The sequence below is a fragment of the Klebsiella sp. K5-204 genome, from assembly GCF_030128585.1.
Classification (GTDB): Bacteria; Pseudomonadota; Gammaproteobacteria; order Enterobacterales; family Enterobacteriaceae; genus Klebsiella; species Klebsiella quasipneumoniae.
This window is the reverse complement of record NZ_JAKUZS010000006.1, coordinates 179,157-199,189: the sequence shown is the minus strand read 5'-3', so window position 1 is coordinate 199,189 and position 20,033 is coordinate 179,157. Positions and strand designations below refer to the sequence as shown.

At 59.1% G+C, this 20,033-nt stretch carries 18 protein-coding genes and 1 tRNA gene; 6 read left to right on the top strand and 13 right to left on the bottom strand.

All coding sequences use genetic code 11. From position 1 onward, the window contains the following. The first annotated feature begins 80 nt into the window (after positions 1–80). Entirely contained in the window at positions 81–1,058 is a 978-nt protein-coding gene (gene flk / locus MKR05_RS17045) for a flagella biosynthesis regulator Flk (RefSeq protein WP_048336253.1), read from the top strand. A gap of 86 nt (positions 1,059–1,144) precedes the next feature. On the opposite strand, the gene MKR05_RS17040 is transcribed toward flk, so the two are convergent. Both MKR05_RS17040 and fabB read right to left on the bottom strand, forming a co-directional pair. Then, complete coding sequence (locus MKR05_RS17040; protein WP_064157280.1) at positions 1,145–2,320, bottom strand: MFS transporter; 1,176 nt, start codon at positions 2,318–2,320, stop codon at positions 1,145–1,147. Between the two features lie 209 nt (positions 2,321–2,529). Next, entirely contained in the window at positions 2,530–3,750 is a 1,221-nt protein-coding gene (gene fabB, locus MKR05_RS17035; protein WP_002913291.1) for a beta-ketoacyl-ACP synthase I, read from the bottom strand. 158 nt (positions 3,751–3,908) lie between these two features. Between fabB and mnmC the strand changes: the two genes are divergently transcribed. After that, on the top strand, positions 3,909–5,897 hold the full coding sequence (gene mnmC / locus MKR05_RS17030) for a bifunctional tRNA (5-methylaminomethyl-2-thiouridine)(34)-methyltransferase MnmD/FAD-dependent 5-carboxymethylaminomethyl-2-thiouridine(34) oxidoreductase MnmC (protein WP_065883568.1): 1,989 nt from the start codon (positions 3,909–3,911) through the stop codon (positions 5,895–5,897). Between the two features lie 158 nt (positions 5,898–6,055). Here mnmC and MKR05_RS17025 read toward each other — a convergent pair whose 3' ends face one another. Genes MKR05_RS17025 through prmB form a run of 6 tightly spaced genes read right to left on the bottom strand, consistent with a single transcriptional unit; the run spans position 6,056 to position 10,613 of the window. After that, the gene (locus tag MKR05_RS17025; protein ID WP_023290534.1) at positions 6,056–6,337 is read right to left on the bottom strand and encodes a YfcL family protein; all 282 of its coding nucleotides are present in this window, start codon (positions 6,335–6,337) and stop codon (positions 6,056–6,058) included. Positions 6,338–6,368: 31 nt separating this feature from the next. Next, the gene (locus tag MKR05_RS17020) at positions 6,369–6,917 is read right to left on the bottom strand and encodes an elongation factor P hydroxylase (protein ID WP_032453614.1); all 549 of its coding nucleotides are present in this window, start codon (positions 6,915–6,917) and stop codon (positions 6,369–6,371) included. Continuing rightward, on the bottom strand, positions 6,917–7,726 hold the full coding sequence (locus tag MKR05_RS17015) for a sulfite exporter TauE/SafE family protein (RefSeq protein ID WP_004201787.1): 810 nt from the start codon (positions 7,724–7,726) through the stop codon (positions 6,917–6,919). Before MKR05_RS17015 ends, MKR05_RS17020 begins: the two co-directional genes overlap by 1 nt. Next, positions 7,726–8,550, bottom strand: a complete 825-nt coding sequence (gene mepA, locus MKR05_RS17010) for a penicillin-insensitive murein endopeptidase (protein WP_023290536.1) — start codon at positions 8,548–8,550, stop codon at positions 7,726–7,728. The genes MKR05_RS17015 and mepA overlap by 1 nt, the downstream gene beginning before the upstream one ends. Positions 8,551–8,552: 2 nt before the next feature. After that, a complete protein-coding gene (gene aroC / locus MKR05_RS17005) occupies positions 8,553–9,638 on the bottom strand; it encodes a chorismate synthase (protein ID WP_044524280.1) in 1,086 nt (361 codons plus the stop codon). Between the two features lie 42 nt (positions 9,639–9,680). After that, positions 9,681–10,613: a 50S ribosomal protein L3 N(5)-glutamine methyltransferase gene (prmB, locus tag MKR05_RS17000; RefSeq protein ID WP_023290538.1), complete on the bottom strand. Its 933-nt coding sequence runs from the start codon at positions 10,611–10,613 to the stop codon at positions 9,681–9,683. 167 nt (positions 10,614–10,780) lie between these two features. Here prmB and smrB point away from each other — a divergent pair, with 167 nt between their 5' ends. Continuing rightward, the gene (gene smrB, locus MKR05_RS16995) at positions 10,781–11,332 is read left to right on the top strand and encodes an endonuclease SmrB (RefSeq protein ID WP_004201792.1); all 552 of its coding nucleotides are present in this window, start codon (positions 10,781–10,783) and stop codon (positions 11,330–11,332) included. Positions 11,333–11,350: 18 nt separating this feature from the next. Here the strand turns inward: smrB and sixA are convergent, their stop codons facing one another. From sixA to MKR05_RS16975, 4 genes are all read right to left on the bottom strand, one after another. Next, a complete protein-coding gene (sixA, locus tag MKR05_RS16990; protein ID WP_004201794.1) occupies positions 11,351–11,836 on the bottom strand; it encodes a phosphohistidine phosphatase SixA in 486 nt (161 codons plus the stop codon). Positions 11,837–12,045: 209 nt separating this feature from the next. Next, positions 12,046–14,190, bottom strand: coding sequence for a fatty acid oxidation complex subunit alpha FadJ (gene fadJ, locus MKR05_RS16985; RefSeq protein ID WP_065812256.1), 2,145 nt, complete (start codon positions 14,188–14,190; stop codon positions 12,046–12,048). Beyond that, the gene (fadI, locus tag MKR05_RS16980) at positions 14,190–15,500 is read right to left on the bottom strand and encodes an acetyl-CoA C-acyltransferase FadI (protein WP_101989139.1); all 1,311 of its coding nucleotides are present in this window, start codon (positions 15,498–15,500) and stop codon (positions 14,190–14,192) included. Before fadI ends, fadJ begins: the two co-directional genes overlap by 1 nt. A 158-nt stretch (positions 15,501–15,658) precedes the next feature. Then, positions 15,659–15,943 (bottom strand): YfcZ/YiiS family protein, encoded by a 285-nt coding sequence (locus MKR05_RS16975; protein WP_023290542.1) that lies wholly within the window; start codon positions 15,941–15,943, stop codon positions 15,659–15,661. Between the two features lie 373 nt (positions 15,944–16,316). Here MKR05_RS16975 and fadL point away from each other — a divergent pair, with 373 nt between their 5' ends. Further along, the gene (gene fadL / locus MKR05_RS16970) at positions 16,317–17,639 is read left to right on the top strand and encodes a long-chain fatty acid transporter FadL (RefSeq protein WP_023290543.1); all 1,323 of its coding nucleotides are present in this window, start codon (positions 16,317–16,319) and stop codon (positions 17,637–17,639) included. Positions 17,640–17,698: 59 nt separating this feature from the next. Here the strand turns inward: fadL and mlaA are convergent, their stop codons facing one another. Continuing rightward, positions 17,699–18,460: a phospholipid-binding lipoprotein MlaA gene (gene mlaA / locus MKR05_RS16965; protein WP_101989140.1), complete on the bottom strand. Its 762-nt coding sequence runs from the start codon at positions 18,458–18,460 to the stop codon at positions 17,699–17,701. Between the two features lie 289 nt (positions 18,461–18,749). Between mlaA and MKR05_RS16960 the strand changes: the two genes are divergently transcribed. Together MKR05_RS16960 and MKR05_RS16955 are read left to right on the top strand one after the other, a co-directional pair. Continuing rightward, positions 18,750–19,679, top strand: a complete 930-nt coding sequence (locus MKR05_RS16960) for a formate/nitrite transporter family protein (RefSeq protein WP_004201800.1) — start codon at positions 18,750–18,752, stop codon at positions 19,677–19,679. Positions 19,680–19,767: 88 nt separating this feature from the next. Further along, positions 19,768–19,842: transfer RNA gene (locus MKR05_RS16955), tRNA-Arg, on the top strand. Positions 19,843–20,033: the final 191 nt, after the last annotated feature.

The following is a 20,033-nucleotide window of genomic DNA, read 5'->3' as shown; positions in this document are numbered from 1 at the left end:
ACCGGGGAAGTGTGCCATAATCTGGCCGCCAGGCATACTCATCACCTGGTTCCAGCACCGCGATATCGAAAGGATGAATCATGACGCACCCCCTTGCAGATATGCCAGACCGTCCTCCAGGGCGAGGCCCATCAGGCACTGCCGCCACCGGCGAACCTTCGCTTTCCATGCAGCAACGCACCGTCCTGGAGCGACTGATCACGCGCCTGGTGGCGCTGACCTCGCAGCAGAATGCGGAAGTGTGGGCCTGCGTCAAACATGACCTCGGACTGAAAGGCGACACGCCCCTGCTGGCCCGCCATTTCAGCGCCGCCGAGGCCAGTCTCAACCAGCGCCTGGCCGCCGCGCAGGACAATCATCATCATCGCCAGACCCTGGCGCAGCTCAGCGATCTGCTCGGCCAGGGCAATAACCGCCAGGCGGTGAGCGATTATATTCGTCAGCATTATGGGCAAACGGCGCTGCATGCCCTCAGCCAGTCGCAACTGGAGAACATTCTGCATCTGCTGCAGCGCGGTCAGCTGTCGATCCCGCAGCCGCAGCAGCGCCCGCCGACCCTTCGTCCACTGCTGCCGGCCGAGCACAACACGCTCAATCAGCTGGTGACTAAGCTGGCGGCCGCCACCGGCGAACCAAGCAAACTGATTTGGCAGTCCATGCTGGAACTTTGCGGCGTCAAGTCCGGGGAGCTGATCCCGGCGACGCACTTCACGCCGCTTTCGTACTGGCTGCAGGCGCGGCAGACGCTCAGCGCGCAAAGCGCGCCCACGCTTACCTCGCTGCAGGGGGCGCTCAAGCAGCCGCTGGAGGCCGCGGAGTGGCAGAAGATTGTCGACTTTGCCCGTCGCAACTGGCAGGTCACGCCGCAGACCACGCTGAGCCCGGCGCAGATCCTGGCGCTGCTGAATAAGGTGTTTGTGCTGCGGGTAGCCCGCGCCCAGGAGACGCTGGCGATCCCGCAGGAGGAGCCCGCGACCCGGCGGACATGGGCAGCTAAGCCCTGGCAGCTGGCGCTGGGCGCGGTTGTCCTGCTCCTGGTTCTGTGGCTCCTGCTGTAGCCCAGCAGGCACTGGCGGCGTTCACGGCACCCTTTGATGCCAAACGCCGCAGTGTTTACTACGGCGGTTTCTGGTCTGACAACAACCTAGCGGCGAAATGAGATGAGGGTGACGAGGATCCCCAGCGCCGCGCAGAGGGCGCCGGCAAGGAATACCGACGAGTAGCCCAGCGAAGTGGCCAGCAGACCGGTCAGCGGCCCGGTCAAACCATAAGAGATATCCTGAAAGGCCGCATAGCCGCCGAGCGCAGTGCCGCGCACCTGCGCCGGGACGCGCTTCACCACCTCCACGCCAAGCGACGGGAAAATAAGCGAACAGCCGCATCCGGTCAGCGCCGCGCCGGCCAGCGCCACCCAGACGCCGGGCGCCAGTCCCAGCAGCGTCAGACCGACCGCCTCTATCAGCAGCGAGACCATCGCCACTTTAACGCCGCCAAACCGATCCGGCATCCAGCCAAACAGCACCCGCATCAGCACAAAGGCGCCGCCAAACGCCGTCAGGGTAAATCCGGCCATCGGCCAGTTCTGGCTGGCAAAATAGAGAGAAACGAAGGTGCCGATCACCGCAAAGCCGACGCCCTGCAGGCCCAGGCCAATACCCGGCCGCCAGATCATGCCGATGACGCTCCACAGTGAAGGCCGCTCGCCGCCGTGCGCCGTCACTTTGCGCACCGTGCCGTTGATGAGCAAGGCGACAAGCGGTAGTCCCATGGTGACGCAGGCCAGGACCGCCACGCCAAAGTGGCTGTAAATTAACAATCCCAGCGGGGCGCCCACCGCCAGCGAGCCGTACATCGCCATGCCGTTCCATGACATCACTTTGCCGGAGCGGGCCGGCCCCACCAGCCCCATCCCCCAGCTCAGGTTGCCGGTCAGCAGCTGGCTTTCGCCAAACCCGAGGATCAGGCGGCCCAGCAGCAACAGGCCCAGCTTCGCGAACACCGGCAGCGGCAGCAGCGCAGCGGCCAGCCAGGCCGCGCCGGCCAGGGCGCAGGCCAGCATCCCTTGCAGGACGGAGCGTTTGGCGCCGTACTGGTCTGCCAGGCGCCCGGCGTAGCCGCGGGTAAGAACGGTGGCGAGGAACTGGATCCCCACCGCTACGCCGACCATGGTGTTACCCAATCCCAGCTCCTGATGGACAAACAGCGGGATCACCGGCAGCGGCAAACCGACGGTCATATAGGTCAAAAAGACGGCGAGCGTAATGCGAAAAAGCGACAAATTCGCGGATGAATGAGATGTTGTTTCAGTGACTGCGGACATGCATTACTCCAGATTCGCAGAGTAAGGCGAGCAAAGCGACACGCCCCCTCCACCTGACTATCAGGGTTAAGGCGCGTTGGTTGACGTTAAACGCTTACGCATTAGTGGAGAGACTAATGGATCCGCCAGCAGTGTGCCTGCGGGCTCTTACCCTGTCAAGATGACAAAAAAGGGGAGCCGGTGGCTCCCCTCAGTGCATCGCGTGCCGATTAGGCGTTGTATTTACGCATCACCAGCGTGGCGTTGGTGCCGCCAAAGCCGAAGCTGTTGGACATCACGGTGGTCAGCTTAGCGTCAGTCGGTTTGGTGACGATGTTCAGGCCGGCAGCCTGCTCGTCCAGCTCTTCGACGTTGATGCTCGGCGCGATAAAGCCGTGCTCCAGCATCAGCAGGGAGTAGATAGCTTCCTGCACGCCAGCAGCGCCCAGCGAGTGACCGGTCATTGCTTTGGTCGCCGAGATAGCCGGGCTGTTGTCGCCGAACACTTCGCGGATCGCGCCCAGCTCTTTCACGTCGCCGACCGGCGTGGAAGTACCGTGGGAGTTCAGGTAGTCGATCGGGGTATCAACGCCGTGCATCGCCATCTGCATGCAGCGCACAGCGCCTTCACCGGATGGGGCTACCATGTCTGCGCCATCGGAGGTTGCGCCGTAGCCGACGATTTCCGCATAGATGTGCGCGCCGCGCGCCAGGGCGTGTTCCAGCTCTTCCACCACGACCATACCGCCGCCGCCGGCGATAACGAAGCCGTCACGGTTGGCGTCATAGGTGCGGGAGGCTTTTTCCGGCGTGTCGTTGTATTTGGTGGACAGCGCGCCCATGGCGTCGAACTCGCAGGCCATTTCCCAGCACAGCTCTTCGCCGCCGCCGGCAAAGACGATATCCTGTTTGCCCAGCTGGATCTGCTCTACCGCGTTACCGATGCAGTGTGCGGAAGTGGCGCAGGCGGAGCTGATGGAGTAGTTAACGCCGTGGATTTTAAACGGCGTGGCGAGGCAGGCGGAAACGCCGGAAGCCATCGCTTTGGTGACCACATACGGACCCACGGCTTTCAGACCACGCGGGCTGCGCATGGCATCGGCGCCGAAGACCTGGAATTTCGGGGAGCCGCCGCCGGAGCCTGCGATCAGGCCGACACGCGGGTTATTCTGGTATGCTTCCGGCGCCAGACCTGCGTCGGCAACGGCCTGTTCCATGGACAGGTAAGCATAGATGGAGGCGTCGCTCATGAAGCGCACTACTTTGCGGTCAATGAGGCCAGTGGTATCCAGTTTGACGTTGCCCCATACGTGGCTGCGCATCCCTGAATCTTTCAGCTCCTGAGAGAAAGTGATCCCTGAACGTCCTTCACGCAGAGATGCCAGGACTTCCTGCTGGTTATTACCGATGCTGGAAACGATGCCCAAGCCAGTAATCACTGCACGTTTCATTAAATACCTCTGTAAGTCGCACTATTTTAAGTTTCGTGTCGCACGATAGCGTACACTTGTACGCCGAACAAGTCCGATCAGACATTTTGTGTATAAATTTGCGCCCTCAGGCACACATCGCTAAGATCGCGCTACGCCTTGTGATTCGAGTAACTTACGTGAAACAAAACGCTATACAACCCGCCAACCTGGAATTCAATGCTGAGGGTACACCTGTTTCCCGAGATTTTGACGATGTTTACTTTTCCAATGACAACGGTCTGGAAGAGACACGCTACGTCTTTCTCGGCGGAAATCGCCTGCCGGAGCGCTTCTCCAGCCACCCTCGCCCGCTGTTGATCGTCGCGGAGAGCGGCTTCGGCACCGGGCTCAATTTCCTCACCCTCTGGCAGGCGTTTGACGTTTTTGTTCGCGATAACCCGGACGTTACCCTGCAAAGGTTACATTTCATCAGTTTTGAGAAATATCCGCTGAAGGCGGAAGATCTCCGCCTGGCGCACCAGCGCTGGCCAGAGCTGGCTCCATGGGCGGAACAACTGCAGGCGCAATGGCCTTCGGCCTTCGCCGGATGCCATCGTCTGCTGCTCGACGGCGGACGGGTCACGCTCGATCTGTGGTTTGGCGATATCAACGAGCTGACCAGAGAGCTGGATGATTCGCTGAATCAGCAGGTGGACGCCTGGTTTCTCGACGGCTTTGCCCCGGCGAAAAATCCCGACATGTGGACCCAGGATCTGTTCAATGCCATGGCGCGCCTGGCGCGTCCCGGCGGGACGCTGGCCACTTTTACCTCCGCCGGTTTTGTCCGCCGCGGTCTGCAGGAAGCTGGGTTTACCCTGCGTAAAACCAAAGGCTTCGGCCGCAAACGGGAGATGCTGACCGGCGAGATGGCGCAAACGCTGACCTTTCCGGCGCGCGCGCCCTGGTTCGCCCGCCCCGGGAGCGAGGCCCGCGAGGCGGCCATCGTCGGCGGCGGTATCGCCAGCGCCCTGCTCTCCCTGGCGCTGCTGCGTCGCGGCTGGCAGGTGACCCTTTACTGTGCGGACGACGCCCCGGCGCAGGGCGCCTCCGGTAATCGCCAGGGCGCGCTCTACCCGCTGTTAAGCCAGCACGATCCGGCGCTGGCGCGCTTTTTCCCGGCCGCCTTTACCTTCGCCCGCCGCACCTACGACGCGCTGCCGGTGCTGTTCGATCATCAATGGTGCGGAGTCACCCAGCTTGGCTGGGATGAAAAAAGCGCACACAAAATCAATCAGATGCTGGCCCTGGAGCTGCCCCCTGATATCGCCTGCGCGGTGACGGCGGAGCAGGCCGCGGAGCTGACCGGCGTCGAGACCGGCTGCGGCGGCATAACCTATCCGGCCGGCGGTTGGCTGTGCCCGCAGCAGCTCACCGCCGAGCTGCTGGCGCTGGCGGCGACTCGCGGACTGCACGTGCATTATGGTTATCAGGTCGAGACGTTGAGTGCGGAGGGCGATGGCTGGCTGCTCAACCGGCAGCGCTATCATCAGGCGGTCGTGCTGGCCAACGGCCACCGCATATCGGATTTTGCGCAAACCGCGCCGTTGCCGGTCTACCCCGTTGGCGGCCAGGTCAGCCATATACCCACCACCCCGCGGCTTTCCGACCTGCGCCAGGTGCTGTGCTACGACGGCTACCTGACGCCGCAGAATCCGCAAAATCAGCAGCACTGCATTGGCGCCAGCTACCATCGCGGCAAAACCGACACCACCTTCAGCGAAGAAGATCAGCAGCACAACCGGCAACGGCTGATCGACTGCTTCCCGGGCGCGGAGTGGCCGCAGGACGTGGATATTAGCGCCAGTGACGCCCGCTGCGGCGTGCGCTGCGCCACCCGCGATCATCTGCCGATGGTCGGCAACGTGCCGGACTATGCGGCGACATTGATGCAATACGCCAGCCTCCACGAACGGCAGGATAACGCCGGTAGCGCGCCGGTCTTCCATAACCTGTTTATGCTTGGCGCCCTCGGATCGCGAGGCATTTGCACCGCGCCGTTAAGCGCTGAGCTGCTGGCGGCGCAGATGAGCGCTGAACCGCTGCCGCTGGATAGCGGCACCCTGGCGGCGCTGAATCCGAATCGGCTATGGGTGAGAAAACTGCTGAAGGGAAAAGCGGTGAAGTAACAGCGCAAGGGGAGAAAAATCCTGGGAAGCGCGACATTCCCGGCCTCATCCGGGCGACCAACGCGGTAGCCCGGCGAAGCACAGCGCAAACAGGGTAAATCCTGGTTGCGCCGTTAGCGTGTCGGATGGCGCTACGCTTATCCGACCTACATCATGGATCAGGCCTGATTTTTCGCCTGCTGATACAGGTTTTCCCACATGCCCTGCACCAGAATTTGGTCCGGCGGCGACAGTTCGCCAGCGCCGATGGCTTTCTCCAGGCTATGGCTGACTTTGCTGTGTACCGCTTCCGCTGAATGTTCGCCCTCACCTTCCAGCTCAGCCACCGCCAGCGTCAGGTGGCCGCGCAGATAACCGCCGGCAAACAGTTCATCATCACTGGCGTGGTCTACCATGTTGTCAATCAGCGCCAGAATGCGTGATTCAAACTCCGCGATCATCATCTTACCTCTTGTCATGTAATGTGTGGCCTTAGTGCAGGTCTTCCGGCCACGGAAAGTGTTCTGCCGTCAATGGCGGCGTTTGATAATAGTGTTGTAATGCGCGAATAAGACGCGCCGGACGTTCGGGGATCCCTTGCTCAAGCAGAGTCATCACCCGGGCATGTACCCGGCGCTGAAAGGCGATGCGATCGGGTTCAACGTCACCTTCCAGATTGTCGCAGCTGACGTTAAACGGAAATCCCGCCGCCACGCAGAACAGCCACTCCAGGGCCTGCGGTTTCACCTCCACGTCCTCAAACTGGCTTTGTGTCATCGCATCGCGGCCGTCCGGACAGTACCAGTAGCCAAAATCCACCAGCTCGCGGCGGGCTTTGCCGGCGATGCACCAGTGGGAGATCTCATGCAGAGCGCTGGCAAAAAAACCGTGCGCGAAGACGATACGGTGATATGGCGTGTCATCGTCCGCCGGGAGGTAGATCGGCTCATCGTCGCCTTTCACCAGGCGAGTATTAAAATCTGCGGCAAAGCAGCTGTCGAAGAGGTCAATAAGCTGCTGATAATGGTGTTGCTGTTGCATTAATGAATTCCCAACCACTGCAAAATCTCAGCCCCGTGGCTGTCGTAGAGAAGTTTCGCGCTCATCACCGCCGAAACGATAACGATCATCGGTCGGATCAGCGATTGCCCTTTGCTCAGCACCAGCCGGGAGCCGGCGCGGGCGCCAATAAACTGGCCGGCCATCATCACAAAGCCGGTGGCCCAGATAACCTTTCCGCCGATAATAAACAGCAGCAGGCCGCCGACGTTCGAGGTGGCGTTGAGCAGTTTGGCGTGGGCCGTCGACTTCGCCAGGTTAAACCCGGCCAGGGTGACAAACGCCAGCGCATAAAACGAACCGGCGCCGGGGCCGAAAAAGCCATCGTAAAACCCGACGCTGCCGCCGGCGACCAGCGCAAACGGCAGGCCGTAGAGCCGACGCTGTCGGTCCGCTTCGCCCAGTTTCGGCATCAGCAGAAAATAGAGACCGATGCCGATCACCAGCAATGGCAGGATCTGCTTAAGAATATCGGACTGCACGTGCTGAACCAGCAGCGCGCCGGCGGTTGAACCGATAAAGGTCATCAGAATATTCAGCTTCTGATCGGCGAGATTGACCACCTTGCGGCGGACAAAATAGAGGGTCGCCGACAGCGATCCGCCGCAGGCCTGCAGCTTATTGGTCGCCAGCGCCTGGGCCGGCGGCATACCGGCGGCCATTAGCGCCGGCACGGTCAGTAAGCCCCCGCCCCCGGCCAGTGAGTCAATAAAACCGGCCAGGATGGCGACAAAGAAAAGCACCACCAGCACCAGCGGCGATACGGAAAACAACTCGATAAAACTATCCATTACAGCACATGCTCATCCAGTAGCGCCTGGCAGGAAGGCGGCAACGGCGGCGGCGTCTTCTTCACAGGTGGGGTAGACCCGGGTTTAGGTGGCTCGAACCAGCTCTGCAGCTCCGCACCGCAGCCATCGCCGGCCGGCGGCGGCGCCTGATCTTCGCACTCCAGGCTGCCCGCCGGGCAGCGCAGACGGACGTGCATATGGGCGCGATGCTGGAACCAGGGACGAACTTTGCGCAGCCACTGGCGGTCGTTGCCCGCATCCAGACACAGCTGCTGTTTAATCGCCGGGTTGACGAAGATGCGGGTCACTTCGCTATCTTCCGCCGCCAGCTTGATCAGCTGGCTGATTTGCGGACTCCACAGCGACGGCACCACGCGTTTGCCATCGCTGGCGACCAGATCCAGGGCCTGCGGCTTCAGCAACTGGGACGATGTCCAGCGCGTCTGCGGCAGCTGGAGGAAGATATCGACATCGAGGCCCGTCTGATGGCTGGCGTGGCCGCCGTTAAAGCGGCCGCCTGCCGGCATCCCCATGTCGCCAATCAGCACGGTCCCCATGCCTTTATTGTGCACCTGATTGCTCAGGCGCTGAATAAACTGAACCAGATCCGGATGACCGAAGTAGCGACGCTGATCGGTACGCATCACCTGATAGCCGGCGGCGTTCAGCGGCAGCGCCTCGGCGCCAACGATACAGCCATTGGAGAACGCGCCAATCGACTGCGCGCTGCCGCCAATTGGCTGGGATATCTTCTGCCATGGCGTGGCGGCCAGGCTGCCGGCGCTGGCCAGCAGCGCCAGCAGGGCGATAACGGTGTTTTTCATGGTTACCAGCGTGGAATTGTCGTCGTCACGTCGCCATTCTGCGCGCGCTGACGCATAAAGTGATCCATTAAGACAATCGCCAGCATCGCCTCAGCGATCGGTACGGCGCGTATGCCGACGCACGGATCGTGACGCCCTTTGGTGATCATCTCCACCTCTTCGCCAAAGCGGTTAATGGTATGACCGGGAACGGTAATACTGGAGGTCGGCTTCAGCGCGATGTTGGCAACGATCTGCTGACCGCTGCTGATGCCGCCAAGAATGCCGCCGGCGTGGTTGCTCTGGAATCCGGCTTTGGTGATCTCATCGCGGTTTTCGCTGCCGCGCAGCTTAACCACGTCGAAACCGTCGCCAATCTCCACGCCTTTCACGGCGTTGATGCTCATCAGCGCGTGGGCAATATCGGCATCAAGGCGGTCAAAGACCGGCTCGCCAAGGCCCGGCGGTACGCCGTCGGCGACGACGGTCACTTTGGCGCCAATGGAGTCGCCCTCTTTTTTCAGACCGCGCATCAGTTCATCGAGAGCGTCGATTTTCTCCGGGTCCGGGCAGAAGAAAGGATTCTGTTCAACCTGATCCCAGTCTTTAATAGCCAGCGGAATGTCGCCCATCTGCGTCAGGCAGCCGCGAATGACGATGCCGAACTTCGCGGCGAGGAATTTTTTGGCAATCGCCCCGGCCGCCACGCGCATCGCGGTTTCGCGGGCGGAGGAGCGACCGCCGCCGCGATAGTCGCGCAGACCATACTTTTGCTCGTAGGTGTAATCCGCATGGCCAGGACGGAACAGATCTTTGATCGCGCCGTAATCCTGCGAGCGCTGATCGGTGTTCTCAATCAGCAGCCCGATACTGGTCCCGGTGGTGACGCCTTCGAAGACGCCGGAGAGGATTTTGACCTGATCCGGCTCGCGACGCTGCGTGGTGTAACGCGAGGTACCCGGGCGACGACGATCGAGGTCGTGCTGCAGATCGGCTTCGGTCAGCGGAATGCCCGGCGGCACGCCGTCAACGATGCAGCCCAGCGCCAGGCCGTGCGACTCGCCGAAAGTGGTGACGCGAAAGAGTTGTCCAATTGTATTTCCTGCCATCACGGCTCCATTCTTTGTCGTTATGTTGGCGTGTTGTTTTTTTTAGTCTTTATAAATACCGAAGTGCGCGCGAGCGTCAATCAGCTGCTGTTTGGTCAGCATAAAGACGCCGTCGCCGCCGTTATCAAACTCAAGCCAGGTAAACGGCACGTCCGGATACTGCTCCATCAGATGTACCATGCTGTTACCGACTTCACAAATCAGAATCCCGTCGTCGCTGAGATAATCCGGCGCATTGCCGAGGATGCGGCGCGTCAGCTTCAGGCCATCGCTTCCGGAGGCCAGACCCAGAACCGGCTCATGCTCATACTCTTCCGGCAGATCGGCCATGTCCTCTTCATCGACATACGGCGGATTAGTGACGATCAGATCGTACTGTAGCTTCGGCAGGTCGCGGAACAGGTCGGAACGGATCGGCGTCACATGATGGATCAGGCCATGGGATTCCACATTGTGCTCGGCGACGGCCAGCGCGTCCGGGGAGATATCCACGGCGTCGACTTCGGCTTCCGGGAAGGCATAGGCGCAGGCAATGGCGATGCAGCCGCTGCCGGTGCACATATCAAGGATATGCTGCGGCTTATGGGTAATCAGCCCGGCAAACTGGTTATTGATCAGTTCGCCGATCGGGGAGCGCGGCACCAGCACTCGCTCATCGACGTAAAACTCATGGCCGCAGAACCACGCTTTGTTGGTCAGATAGGCGACGGGAATACGCTCGTTCACGCGGCGAATCACCCGCTCTACAATGCGGTGTTTCTCGCTGGAGGTCAGGCGCGCAGTGCGCATATCTTCCGGAATATCCAGCGGCAGATACAGCGAAGGCAGCACCAGCTGTACCGCCTCGTCCCATGGGTTGTCAGTCCCGTGACCGTACCAGATATTAGCAGCGCTGAAACGGCTTACCGCCCAGCGCAGCATGTCCTGAATGGTATGCAGCTCATTGACTGCCTCATCAACAAAAATTTTATCCACGACATCCTCCAGGGCACACTCTGCTATAAATTCGGCGGCTAGTGTGCCATGAAGACGGCGATAAATCAGCATTCTTGCGTGGGGTGGCGGGGGAAAAAACAGGTTTTCCTTGCCCGAAGGGATATTGAGTCGGGTAAACTAGCGCAAAGTATTAATGAGAGCGGACAATGAAAAAGAAGACATCGCTTAGCGAGGAGGATCAGGCGCTGTTCCGTCAGCTGATGACCGGCACGCGGAAGATCAAACAGGACACCATCGTTCACCGCCCGCAGCGCAAGAAAATCACCGAGGTTGCCCCTAAGCGTCTGCTGCAGGAGCAGGCCGACAACAGCCACTATTTTTCCGATGAGTTTCAGCCGTTACTGAATACCGAAGGCTCGACAAAATATGTCCGCGCCGACGTCAGCCATTTTGAGCTGAAAAAGCTGCGTCGTGGGGATTATTCGCCGGAACTGTTTCTCGATCTGCATGGGCTCACCCAGCAGCAGGCCAAACAGGAACTGGGCGCGCTGATTGCTGCCTGCCGCCGCGAGCATGTGTTTTGCGCCTGCGTGATGCACGGGCACGGGAAGCACATTCTCAAACAGCAAACCCCGCTGTGGCTGGCGCAGCATCCGCACATCATGGCTTTTCATCAGGCGCCAAAAGAGTACGGCGGTGACGCCGCACTGCTGATTCTGATTGAGGTCGAGGAGTGGCAACCGCCGGAGCTGCCTTGACGGCGAGCTCCGGGGTCGTCAGATGGCGTTGGCCATCTTGAGATTGCAGGGGCTTTTCTGCCAGAGGTATTCACCCTTGCCGTCGGCGTCCAGATTAACGCAGGCGATAGCCGAGGTGGTGAACATCGGGGGCGTTTCCCCCGGGCACAGCTCTGAGACCAGGTACCCCACCAGCGGCAGGTGGGAGACGACCAGCGCCGTCGCCACGCCTTCATTTGCCAGCGCCTGCAGATAGGCGCTCACCATTCCCACATCGCCGCACGGCGTGAGTTCCGGCATCACGTCGACATGTTTCGGCAGGTTCATGCACTCCCCAACAATATCCAGCGTTTGTTCCGCACGCAGATAGGGACTGACAAGAACGCGCTCAATATCCACTTTTTGACCTTTCAGCCAGGTTGCCATCTGACGAGACTCATCACAACCGCATACGGTTAATGGACGAACCGAGTCGCTGGCTGCATCGAGGGCAGCGTCGCCGTGACGCATAATAAAAACTTGCATATTGCACCGCTTTTGTTAACCAGAAGCACCGTAGTTTGGCCTGCGAAGACAATACGCAGGTGACCCGGTGGCCGGGCATTGTGCCTGATCCATTCAACGAATGAAACGCTGTTTTTTACCTCAATGGCGTAAGTATAGTCAATGATTGTTTACAAAACAGCCAATCAACAGCGTCATCCGCAGCCGGATTTACCTTCTTTGACCATAACTTAGGTCATCCGTTCATCCGCTGGCCAAAAGGTGGTCCCCTGTTCGGCCATGCGTAATAAAGTGTCACAGGGTGTAAAACGTGGGCCGTACTGGGCGGCCAGGCGCTGCAGGATCGCGGCAACTTCACCCGCGCCGATAGTATCCATATACCGGAACGGGCCGCCAAGAAATGGCGGAAACCCTATACCAAATACGGCGCCGATATCACCATCGCGCGCGCTACGGATAATCTGCTCATCAAAGCAGCGCGCCGCCTCGTTAAGCATCATCATCACACAGCGCTCCGCCACCTGCTGCGCAGACAACCGCGACTGGGGGCGGTCGATGCCCAGCAGCGGATAGACTGCCGGGTCGGGCCGTTTTTTGCTTTTACGCCCTTTTGTCTCATAAAGATAGAAACCACGATTATTTTTTCTACCTTTGCGATCGTCCTTCAAAATCGCGTCAATGATGTTTGCAGGCGGGCTGAAACGCTCTCCAAAGGCATTCTCCAGCACGGGAATAATTTTGGTGCCGGTATCAATACCCACTTCATCCAGCAGTTGAACCGGTCCCACCGGGAAACCGAATTTCACCAGCGCCTTATCAATCACCTCAACCGGTTCTCCCTCCACCAGCAGGCGCATCGCTTCATTTATATACGGCGCGAGGATGCGGTTTACATAGAAGCCCGCTTTGTCCGCCACCACGATCGGCGTTTTCCCCTGACGTTTAGCCAGTTGCACCACCGTGGCGATGGTCTGCGGATCGGTTCCTTTATGCGGGATCACCTCAACCAGCGGCATTTTCTCCACCGGACTGAAAAAGTGCAGGCCGATCACCCGCTCAGGGTGGCTGGCATGGGCGGCTATATCGCCTATCGGTAACGACGAAGTATTCGAGGCAAAGATAGTCTGCGGCCCGCCGTTTTGCTCCACTTCACTGACCATCCGCTGTTTCAGCGCCAGGTCCTCGAATACCGCCTCAATCACCACGTCGCGATGGGTAAAGCCCTGATAGTCGGTAGTGCCTGTGATCAGCGCCAGTTGACGATCGCGCTCGCTGGGGCGCAGTCGACGCTGGCGAACCTGTTTGTTCAGCAGATCCCAGCTGTACTTTAAGGCGTGGTTGATCCCGCCCGGCTGAATATCTTTGATTCGCACCGGCAGTCCGCCTTTACAGGCAGTCACATAGGCGATCCCCCCGCCCATCAGGCCGCCGCCCAGGACGGCAACGCTTCTCAGCGGAGCGGGTTCCGCCTCGGCGCCACGGTCTTTTTTCAGATCGGTACTGGCAAAGAAGATCGATCGCAGCGCCTGCGACTGCGGGGTCATCGCCAGTTCGCCAAACGCGCGGGCCTCTTCGGCGTAACCGCTGCTGCAGCCATGGGCCAGACCATTCTCGACGACCTGCAAAATTCGCTTCACCGCCGGGTAGTTGCCCTGGGTCTTGCGCTGCGTTTGCTTGCCGACGTACTGGAATAACAGATGGCGACCCAGGGGGCCCGCCAGCACGCGTTCGCGAACAGGCACCTCGCGGCTGGCCGGGCGCCCCTTCAGCGCCAGCTCCACCGCCGTCTGCAGTAAAATTGTCTGCGGCACCACCTCGTCCACCAGACCGGCCTTCAGCGCCTGGCGCGGCCGTAACTGCCTGCCGGTGAGCATCATATCCAGCGCCGTACTGACGCCGATCAGCCGCGGTAAACGCTGCGTCCCGCCGGAACCCGGCAGCAGGCCAAGCTGTACCTCCGGCAACCCGAGTCGGGTTTTTTCGTCATCGCTACAAATGCGGCCATGGCAGGCCAGCGCCAGCTCCAGTCCGCCGCCCAGACAAGCGCCATGGATGGCGGCAATGACCGGAATCGACAAGCCATGGATCTCGGCCATAATCTGCTGCCCCTGGCGGGCCAGCGCTTCCGCCTCCTGCGCGCTGCGGCAGCGGGCAATCATGTTGATATCTGCGCCGGCGATAAAGTTATCGGCTTTGGCGGAGATAAATACCACGCCGCGCACCGACTTATCGTCGCGTATCTGGCGTATCAGTCCCCGCACCTGATTGCCGAACTCGGCCTTCAGGGTATTCATTTTTTCACCCGGGGCATCGATGGTAATCACCGCGATGTTGTCCGCACGGACTTCAAGCTTAAAAGCGGAAACCGTATCCATTATTCAGCCTCCACAATCATCGCCGCGCCCAGACCGCCTGCCGCGCAGGCCGTCACCAGACCAAATCCCCCTCCCCGTCGCCGCAGCTCATGCAGCGTCTGGGTGATCATCCGCGCGCCGGTGGCGGCAAAGGGATGACCGTAGGCGATAGAGCCGCCGAGGACGTTAAATTTACTCTCATCCACCTCACCGGTGGCTTGCGCACGCCCCAGCACCTCGCGGGCAAAGCGGTCGCTTGCCAGGCACTGAAGATTGGCCAGCGTCTGCGCGGCGAAAGCTTCGTGCATATCGATAAGCGTGAGATCTGCCAGCGTCAGGCCAGCGCGCTCCAGCGCCAGCGGCGTGGACCATGCGGGCCCCAGCAGCATATCCTGCCAGACGTCGATGGCGGTAAAGGCATAGCTGCGCAGATAACCCAGCGGCGTCAGACCCAGCTCTTTGGCCCGCGACTCGGTCATCAGGATCACCGCCGCCGCGCCATCCGTCAGCGGCGTGCTGTTGGCGGCGGTAACGGTGCCATGTTTACGGTCGAAGGCCGGGCGTAACTTTTGGTAATCTGCGAGGGTTGAATTTTTACGGATGTTGTTGTCCTGCTCCAGCGGCTCGCGGAAGGGGGGCGCATAGGCGGTCATCACCTCCGCGGACAACTTTCCCTCTTCCCAGGCTTTAGCCGCCAGCTGGTGTGATCGATGCGCCAGCGCATCCTGTTGTTCCCGGCTTATCCCCCAGCTTTTCGCCATCTGTTCGGCGGTATCGCCCATCCGTAAGCCGGTTGAATATTCCGCCACCGCCGGGGGGACTGGTAGCAGGTCGCGCGGCCGCAGGCGGGAAAACAGCTTTAGTTTCTGGCTCAGCGTGCGGGCTTTGTTCGCATCGACCAGCGCGCGGGCCAGCGTTTTGCTGACGCCGACAGGCAGCACAGAGGAGGAATCGGCACCGCCGGCGATACCGGCGCGGATGGTGCCGGCCATCAGGCTTTCAGCGACATTCGCCACGGTCTGGAAGCTGGTGGCGCAGGCGCGACTGACGCTGTAGGCGTCGGTGTGCACGCTCATTCCGGTACCGAGCACAATTTCCCGGGCGATATTCGGCGCCTCCGGCATCTGCACGACCTGACCGAAGACCAGCTGTTCAATGGCTTCCACAGGAATATCGCTGCGCGCCAGCATTTCGCCAACCACCATTTTTCCTAAATCAACGGCAGGAACGCCATGAAATGCCGTCGCCTGACGCGCAAACGGCGTGCGTAACCCTGTGACAATGGCAATGCGATCGCCCTGACGGGTGATAAGCGGTAATGCCTGACTCATAACTCTCCCCTGTTAACCAAGACAACCAAGTGGTCTGACCTGATAGCATTGTTAACTAATTTTTTACATTAAGCCAATCGGGGAAGCGAAAAATTGCGAGCCAAAACACATTGAACAGAAAAGATAACGCCCCGTTCACGGGGCGCTAAGCGGAGGGATTAACGCAGACCCAGCTGGAAGATGAGGGATTCGGCTTCACAGCTAAACACAAAATCGATATCCAGCTTTACGCCGCCGTCAACGTCGGCGAAGACGGGATTAATTTTGCACGGTTCAGATTCCACACTCCGGGCTTTTTCGCTCAGCGCGGCGAGCATTTGCTCTGCTTCCGCGCGGTTGGCGAATACGCGGCTGTATGAGGCGGTGCAGTCAGTGTTGTCGACAATGGTCCCAACATCCATACAGCAGCAAACCGGGGTTTCATCAGCGCTACATTTACTCATCGTAGATTTCCTCTGGATATGCACCTGCGGTGCCAGACAATTAATGTGCCTATTTTACGCCCGCCCTCCGGTTTGCCTCCAGCCGATAATCGCTATCACGGCGTTAAGTGACAGAAATCACACTTAAAAATGATCTAAAACAAAAATCATCTTTTCTCCGTCGCCTTCCCCCCGACAATTTTGCCAGCTGGATCGCGTTTCTGTTATCACAATTGAAAAACTTCATAAACAAACTTGCAACAACTCATCTGGTCAGACCTATACTCAGCGCACTGGTCTGATTTCTCTGTTGTACCGCAGACCCTACACTTCCGCGCTTCTGTTACGGCATGTAACATAGTTTAAAAAAAAATAACTCAATGAGGTTATGGGCATGAGCCAGAAAACCCGCTTTACCCAATCTGCCCTTGCAGTGGCTGTCGCACTTGTTTCCACCCAGGCCTGGTCAGCAGGCTTCCAGCTCAACGAATTCTCTTCATCAGGGCTGGGTCGGGCCTATTCCGGTGAAGGGGCTATCGCAGACGATGCAGGCAATGCCAGTCGTAACCCGGCATTAATTATGATGTTTGACCGTCCGACTATGTCGGCGGGCGCCGTTTTTGTCGACCCGGGCGTCAATGTCTCCGGGACTTCCCCCACCGGCAAAAGCCTGAATGCGGACAATATCGCCCCGACGGCGTGGGTACCCAACTTCCACTTTGTCGCGCCGATTAACGATCAGTTCGGCTGGGGGGCGTCCATCACCTCCAACTACGGCCTGGCAACAGAGTATAACGATGATTATGCGGCCGGCAGCATGGGCGGTAAAACCGACCTGACTACGGCTAACTTCAACCTGAGCGGCGCCTATCGCCTCGACAGCAACTGGAGCTTTGGCTTAGGTTTCGATGCGGTCTACGCTAAGGCGAAGATCGAGCGCTATGCAGGCGATCTGGGCCAGATTGTCGCTGGCTCTGGCGCGCTGCCGCCGGCGCTGGCAGGCCAGGTGGCGAAGATCCCAGCCGACACGCAGATCGCCCATCTTAACGGCAATGCGTGGGGCTTTGGCTGGAACGCCGGTATCCTCTATGAGCTGGATAAGAACAACCGCTACGGTTTAACCTACCGTTCCGAGGTCAAGATCGATTTCGACGGTAACTATCGCAGCAGCCTGCCGGCAGCCTATAACCAGATCCTCGGCAACTTCGGTCTGCCGGCGGGTACTAACGGCCAGACCACCGGCGGTTCACTGACCCTTAACCTGCCGGAAATGTGGGAACTGTCGGGCTATAACCGCGTGGCGCCGCAGTGGGCGGTCCACTACAGTCTGACCTACACCAGCTGGAGCCAGTTCCAGGAGCTGAAAGCCACCGGCAGCAACGGCCAGACGCTGTTCTATAAAGAGGAAGGCTTTAAGGACGCCTACCGCGTAGCGCTGGGGACGACCTATTATTACGACGATAACTGGACCTTCCGCACCGGTATCGCCTTCGACGACAGCCCGGTACCGGCCAACAATCGCTCCATTTCCATTCCGGATCAGGATCGCCTGTGGCTGAGCGCGGGTACCACCTACGCGTTCAACAAGGATGCGTCGGTTGACGTCGGGATTTCCTATATGCACGGGCAGCATGTTGAAATCAAGGAAGGCCCGTATACCTTCCGCTCCGAAGGGACCGCCTGGCTGTACGGCGCCAACTTCAACTACCGCTTCTGATAAGCGGCACACAACAAAAAAGGGTGAACATCATGTTCACCCTTTTTTTTCTTTGCCGATTACTGTGAATCGATATCTTTCAGTTCATCCTGAATGGCCTGGGCGTTCGGATTGTCCGCCGGGGTCAGCTTACCGCCGTTGGCGATAAAGTCATGACGCTGGAAGTAAGCTTCACGCACCATAATGTAAGGATCGGAAGACTGGCGCAGCAGGCCGTCGGAATCCAGCAGCTGAGCGCGTGTTTCAATCCCTTCTACCGCCCATTTGCCGATCGACATCGGCCAGGTCAGCCAGGAAAGCACCGGATAGAGGCCATCGGCCATATCGCCGCCTTCGTCACGCAGGGTAAAGCTGCCGTAGAATGGCAGTTGCACATACGGACCATAGCCGACGCCATAGTGGCCGAGCGTACTGCCGAAACGATGCGGTTCAACGCGCTGCAGCTGCGGATTAGCCATCCCGGCGACATCGATCAGACCCCCCATCCCGAGGATGGTGTTCAGGAAGAAGCGGGTAAAGTGGACCATACCTTTATAGGGGTCGCCCTGCAGGAAGGAGTTCACCATCACCGCCGGCTCTTCCAGGTTGCTGGTGAAGTTACTTAAGCCATTGCGCGCCGGCTGCGGAACATAGTCACGCCATGCCACCGCGACGGGACGAAGCACGTAAGGATCAACCACGTTAAAGTTGAAATTGAACATCGTGCGGTTAAACCCTTCTAACGGGTCTGAGCGCCCCTGCGGCCGATCGCCAGAGCTGGAACTGGCACATCCCACCAGCAATGTGGCGCCAAGCGCAAGCGCCGACAGGCGATAATTCATAGATGTCTCCCTGGTTTTTATGGCTATCGCGAGTTGCCATCCATGACGGAAAGACAACGTTTCCGCCCGTAAAGATGTGAGCGATTGTAACAGCACGTTGAACGATGTCTATATCACCCAAGTTGTTGATTTGATCATAGCCTGGGAATAACGAGATCGCGGGGCTCCTATTCTAGCGGAGCGATAAAAATCTGGCGTAACCATTTTTGCGATTTAAGAGTATCCCCAGCCAGTCGCCAGGGAAAGCCGCTACGCTTTAACTAGATAACTTGTCAGCGAGGGCCGTGAAATGGATGAACCAGACGATAACAAATTAAAGCCTGCGGATGACGAACGCGAGGTCGAAAGTGAAGAAAAACAGCGCGGTGAAGAGATAGAAGTTGACGAAGATCGCCTTCCCTCTCGGGCGATGGCGATCCATGAACATATTCGCCAGGAAGGGGAAAAAGAGATGGAGCGCGATGCGCTGGCCCTGCTGTGGTCGGCGATTGCGGCCGGTCTGTCGATGGGCGCCTCCCTGCTGGCGAAAGGGATTTTTCACGTCAAGCTGGAGGGGATCCCTGGCGGATTTTTACTCGAGAACCTCGGGTATACCTTCGGCTTTATTATCGTGATTATGGCCCGCCAGCAGCTGTTCACGGAAAACACGGTCACCGCCGTACTGCCGGTGATGCACAATCCCACCCCCGGAAACGTCGGTTTGCTGATGCGGCTATGGTCGGTGGTACTGGCGGGCAATCTCATCGGCACCGCGGTGGCCGCATGGGCCTTCAATTATATGCCTGTTTTTGATGAGCCGACCCGCCAGGCCTTCGTCAGCATCGCCGAAGATGTGATGAAAAACAGCCCGACGGAGATGTTCGCCAATGCGATTATTTCCGGCTGGCTGGTCGCCACCATGGTCTGGATGTTTCCCCTTGCCGGCGCCGCCAAGATCGTGGTGATCATTCTGATGACCTGGCTTATCGCCCTGGCGGATACCACCCATATCGTGGTGGGCTCGGTAGAGATCCTCTATCTGGTATTTAACGGAAGCCTTCCCTGGAGCGACTTCATCTGGCCGTTCGCCCTGCCGACGCTGGCGGGAAATATCTGCGGCGGAACCTTCATCTTCGCGCTGTTGAGCCATGCGCAGATCCGTAACGACATGAGCAACAAGCGAAAAGCAGAAGCCCGCGCGCAGGCCGCCGGAAAAGCCAAAAACGCCGACCGGGCATAAAAAAGCGCTCAGAATGGCGAGGGTTTAAGCAGTCAGACGGTATAGCTCTTACTCAGGCGGGCGAAAAACGCTATACTCGTGCCGCCTTGTCCCCTTAGTTAAATGGATATAACGAGCCCCTCCTAAGGGCTAGTTGCAGGTTCGATTCCTGCAGGGGACACCATAACCCTCCTGCTTTATGTCGGATCCACGCCGACTTTTGATGGTTTTTCTGCAGCTCCTGTAGACAGTCTACTCAAGGTGGTACCGACCTGATCATCAATGCCCCCTTCCTGTTAACGCACAAAGTGATTTATTTATAGATATAAACCCGTGGCGCCATTCCTCTTTTTAAAAAGAGGAAAACACCAGTTA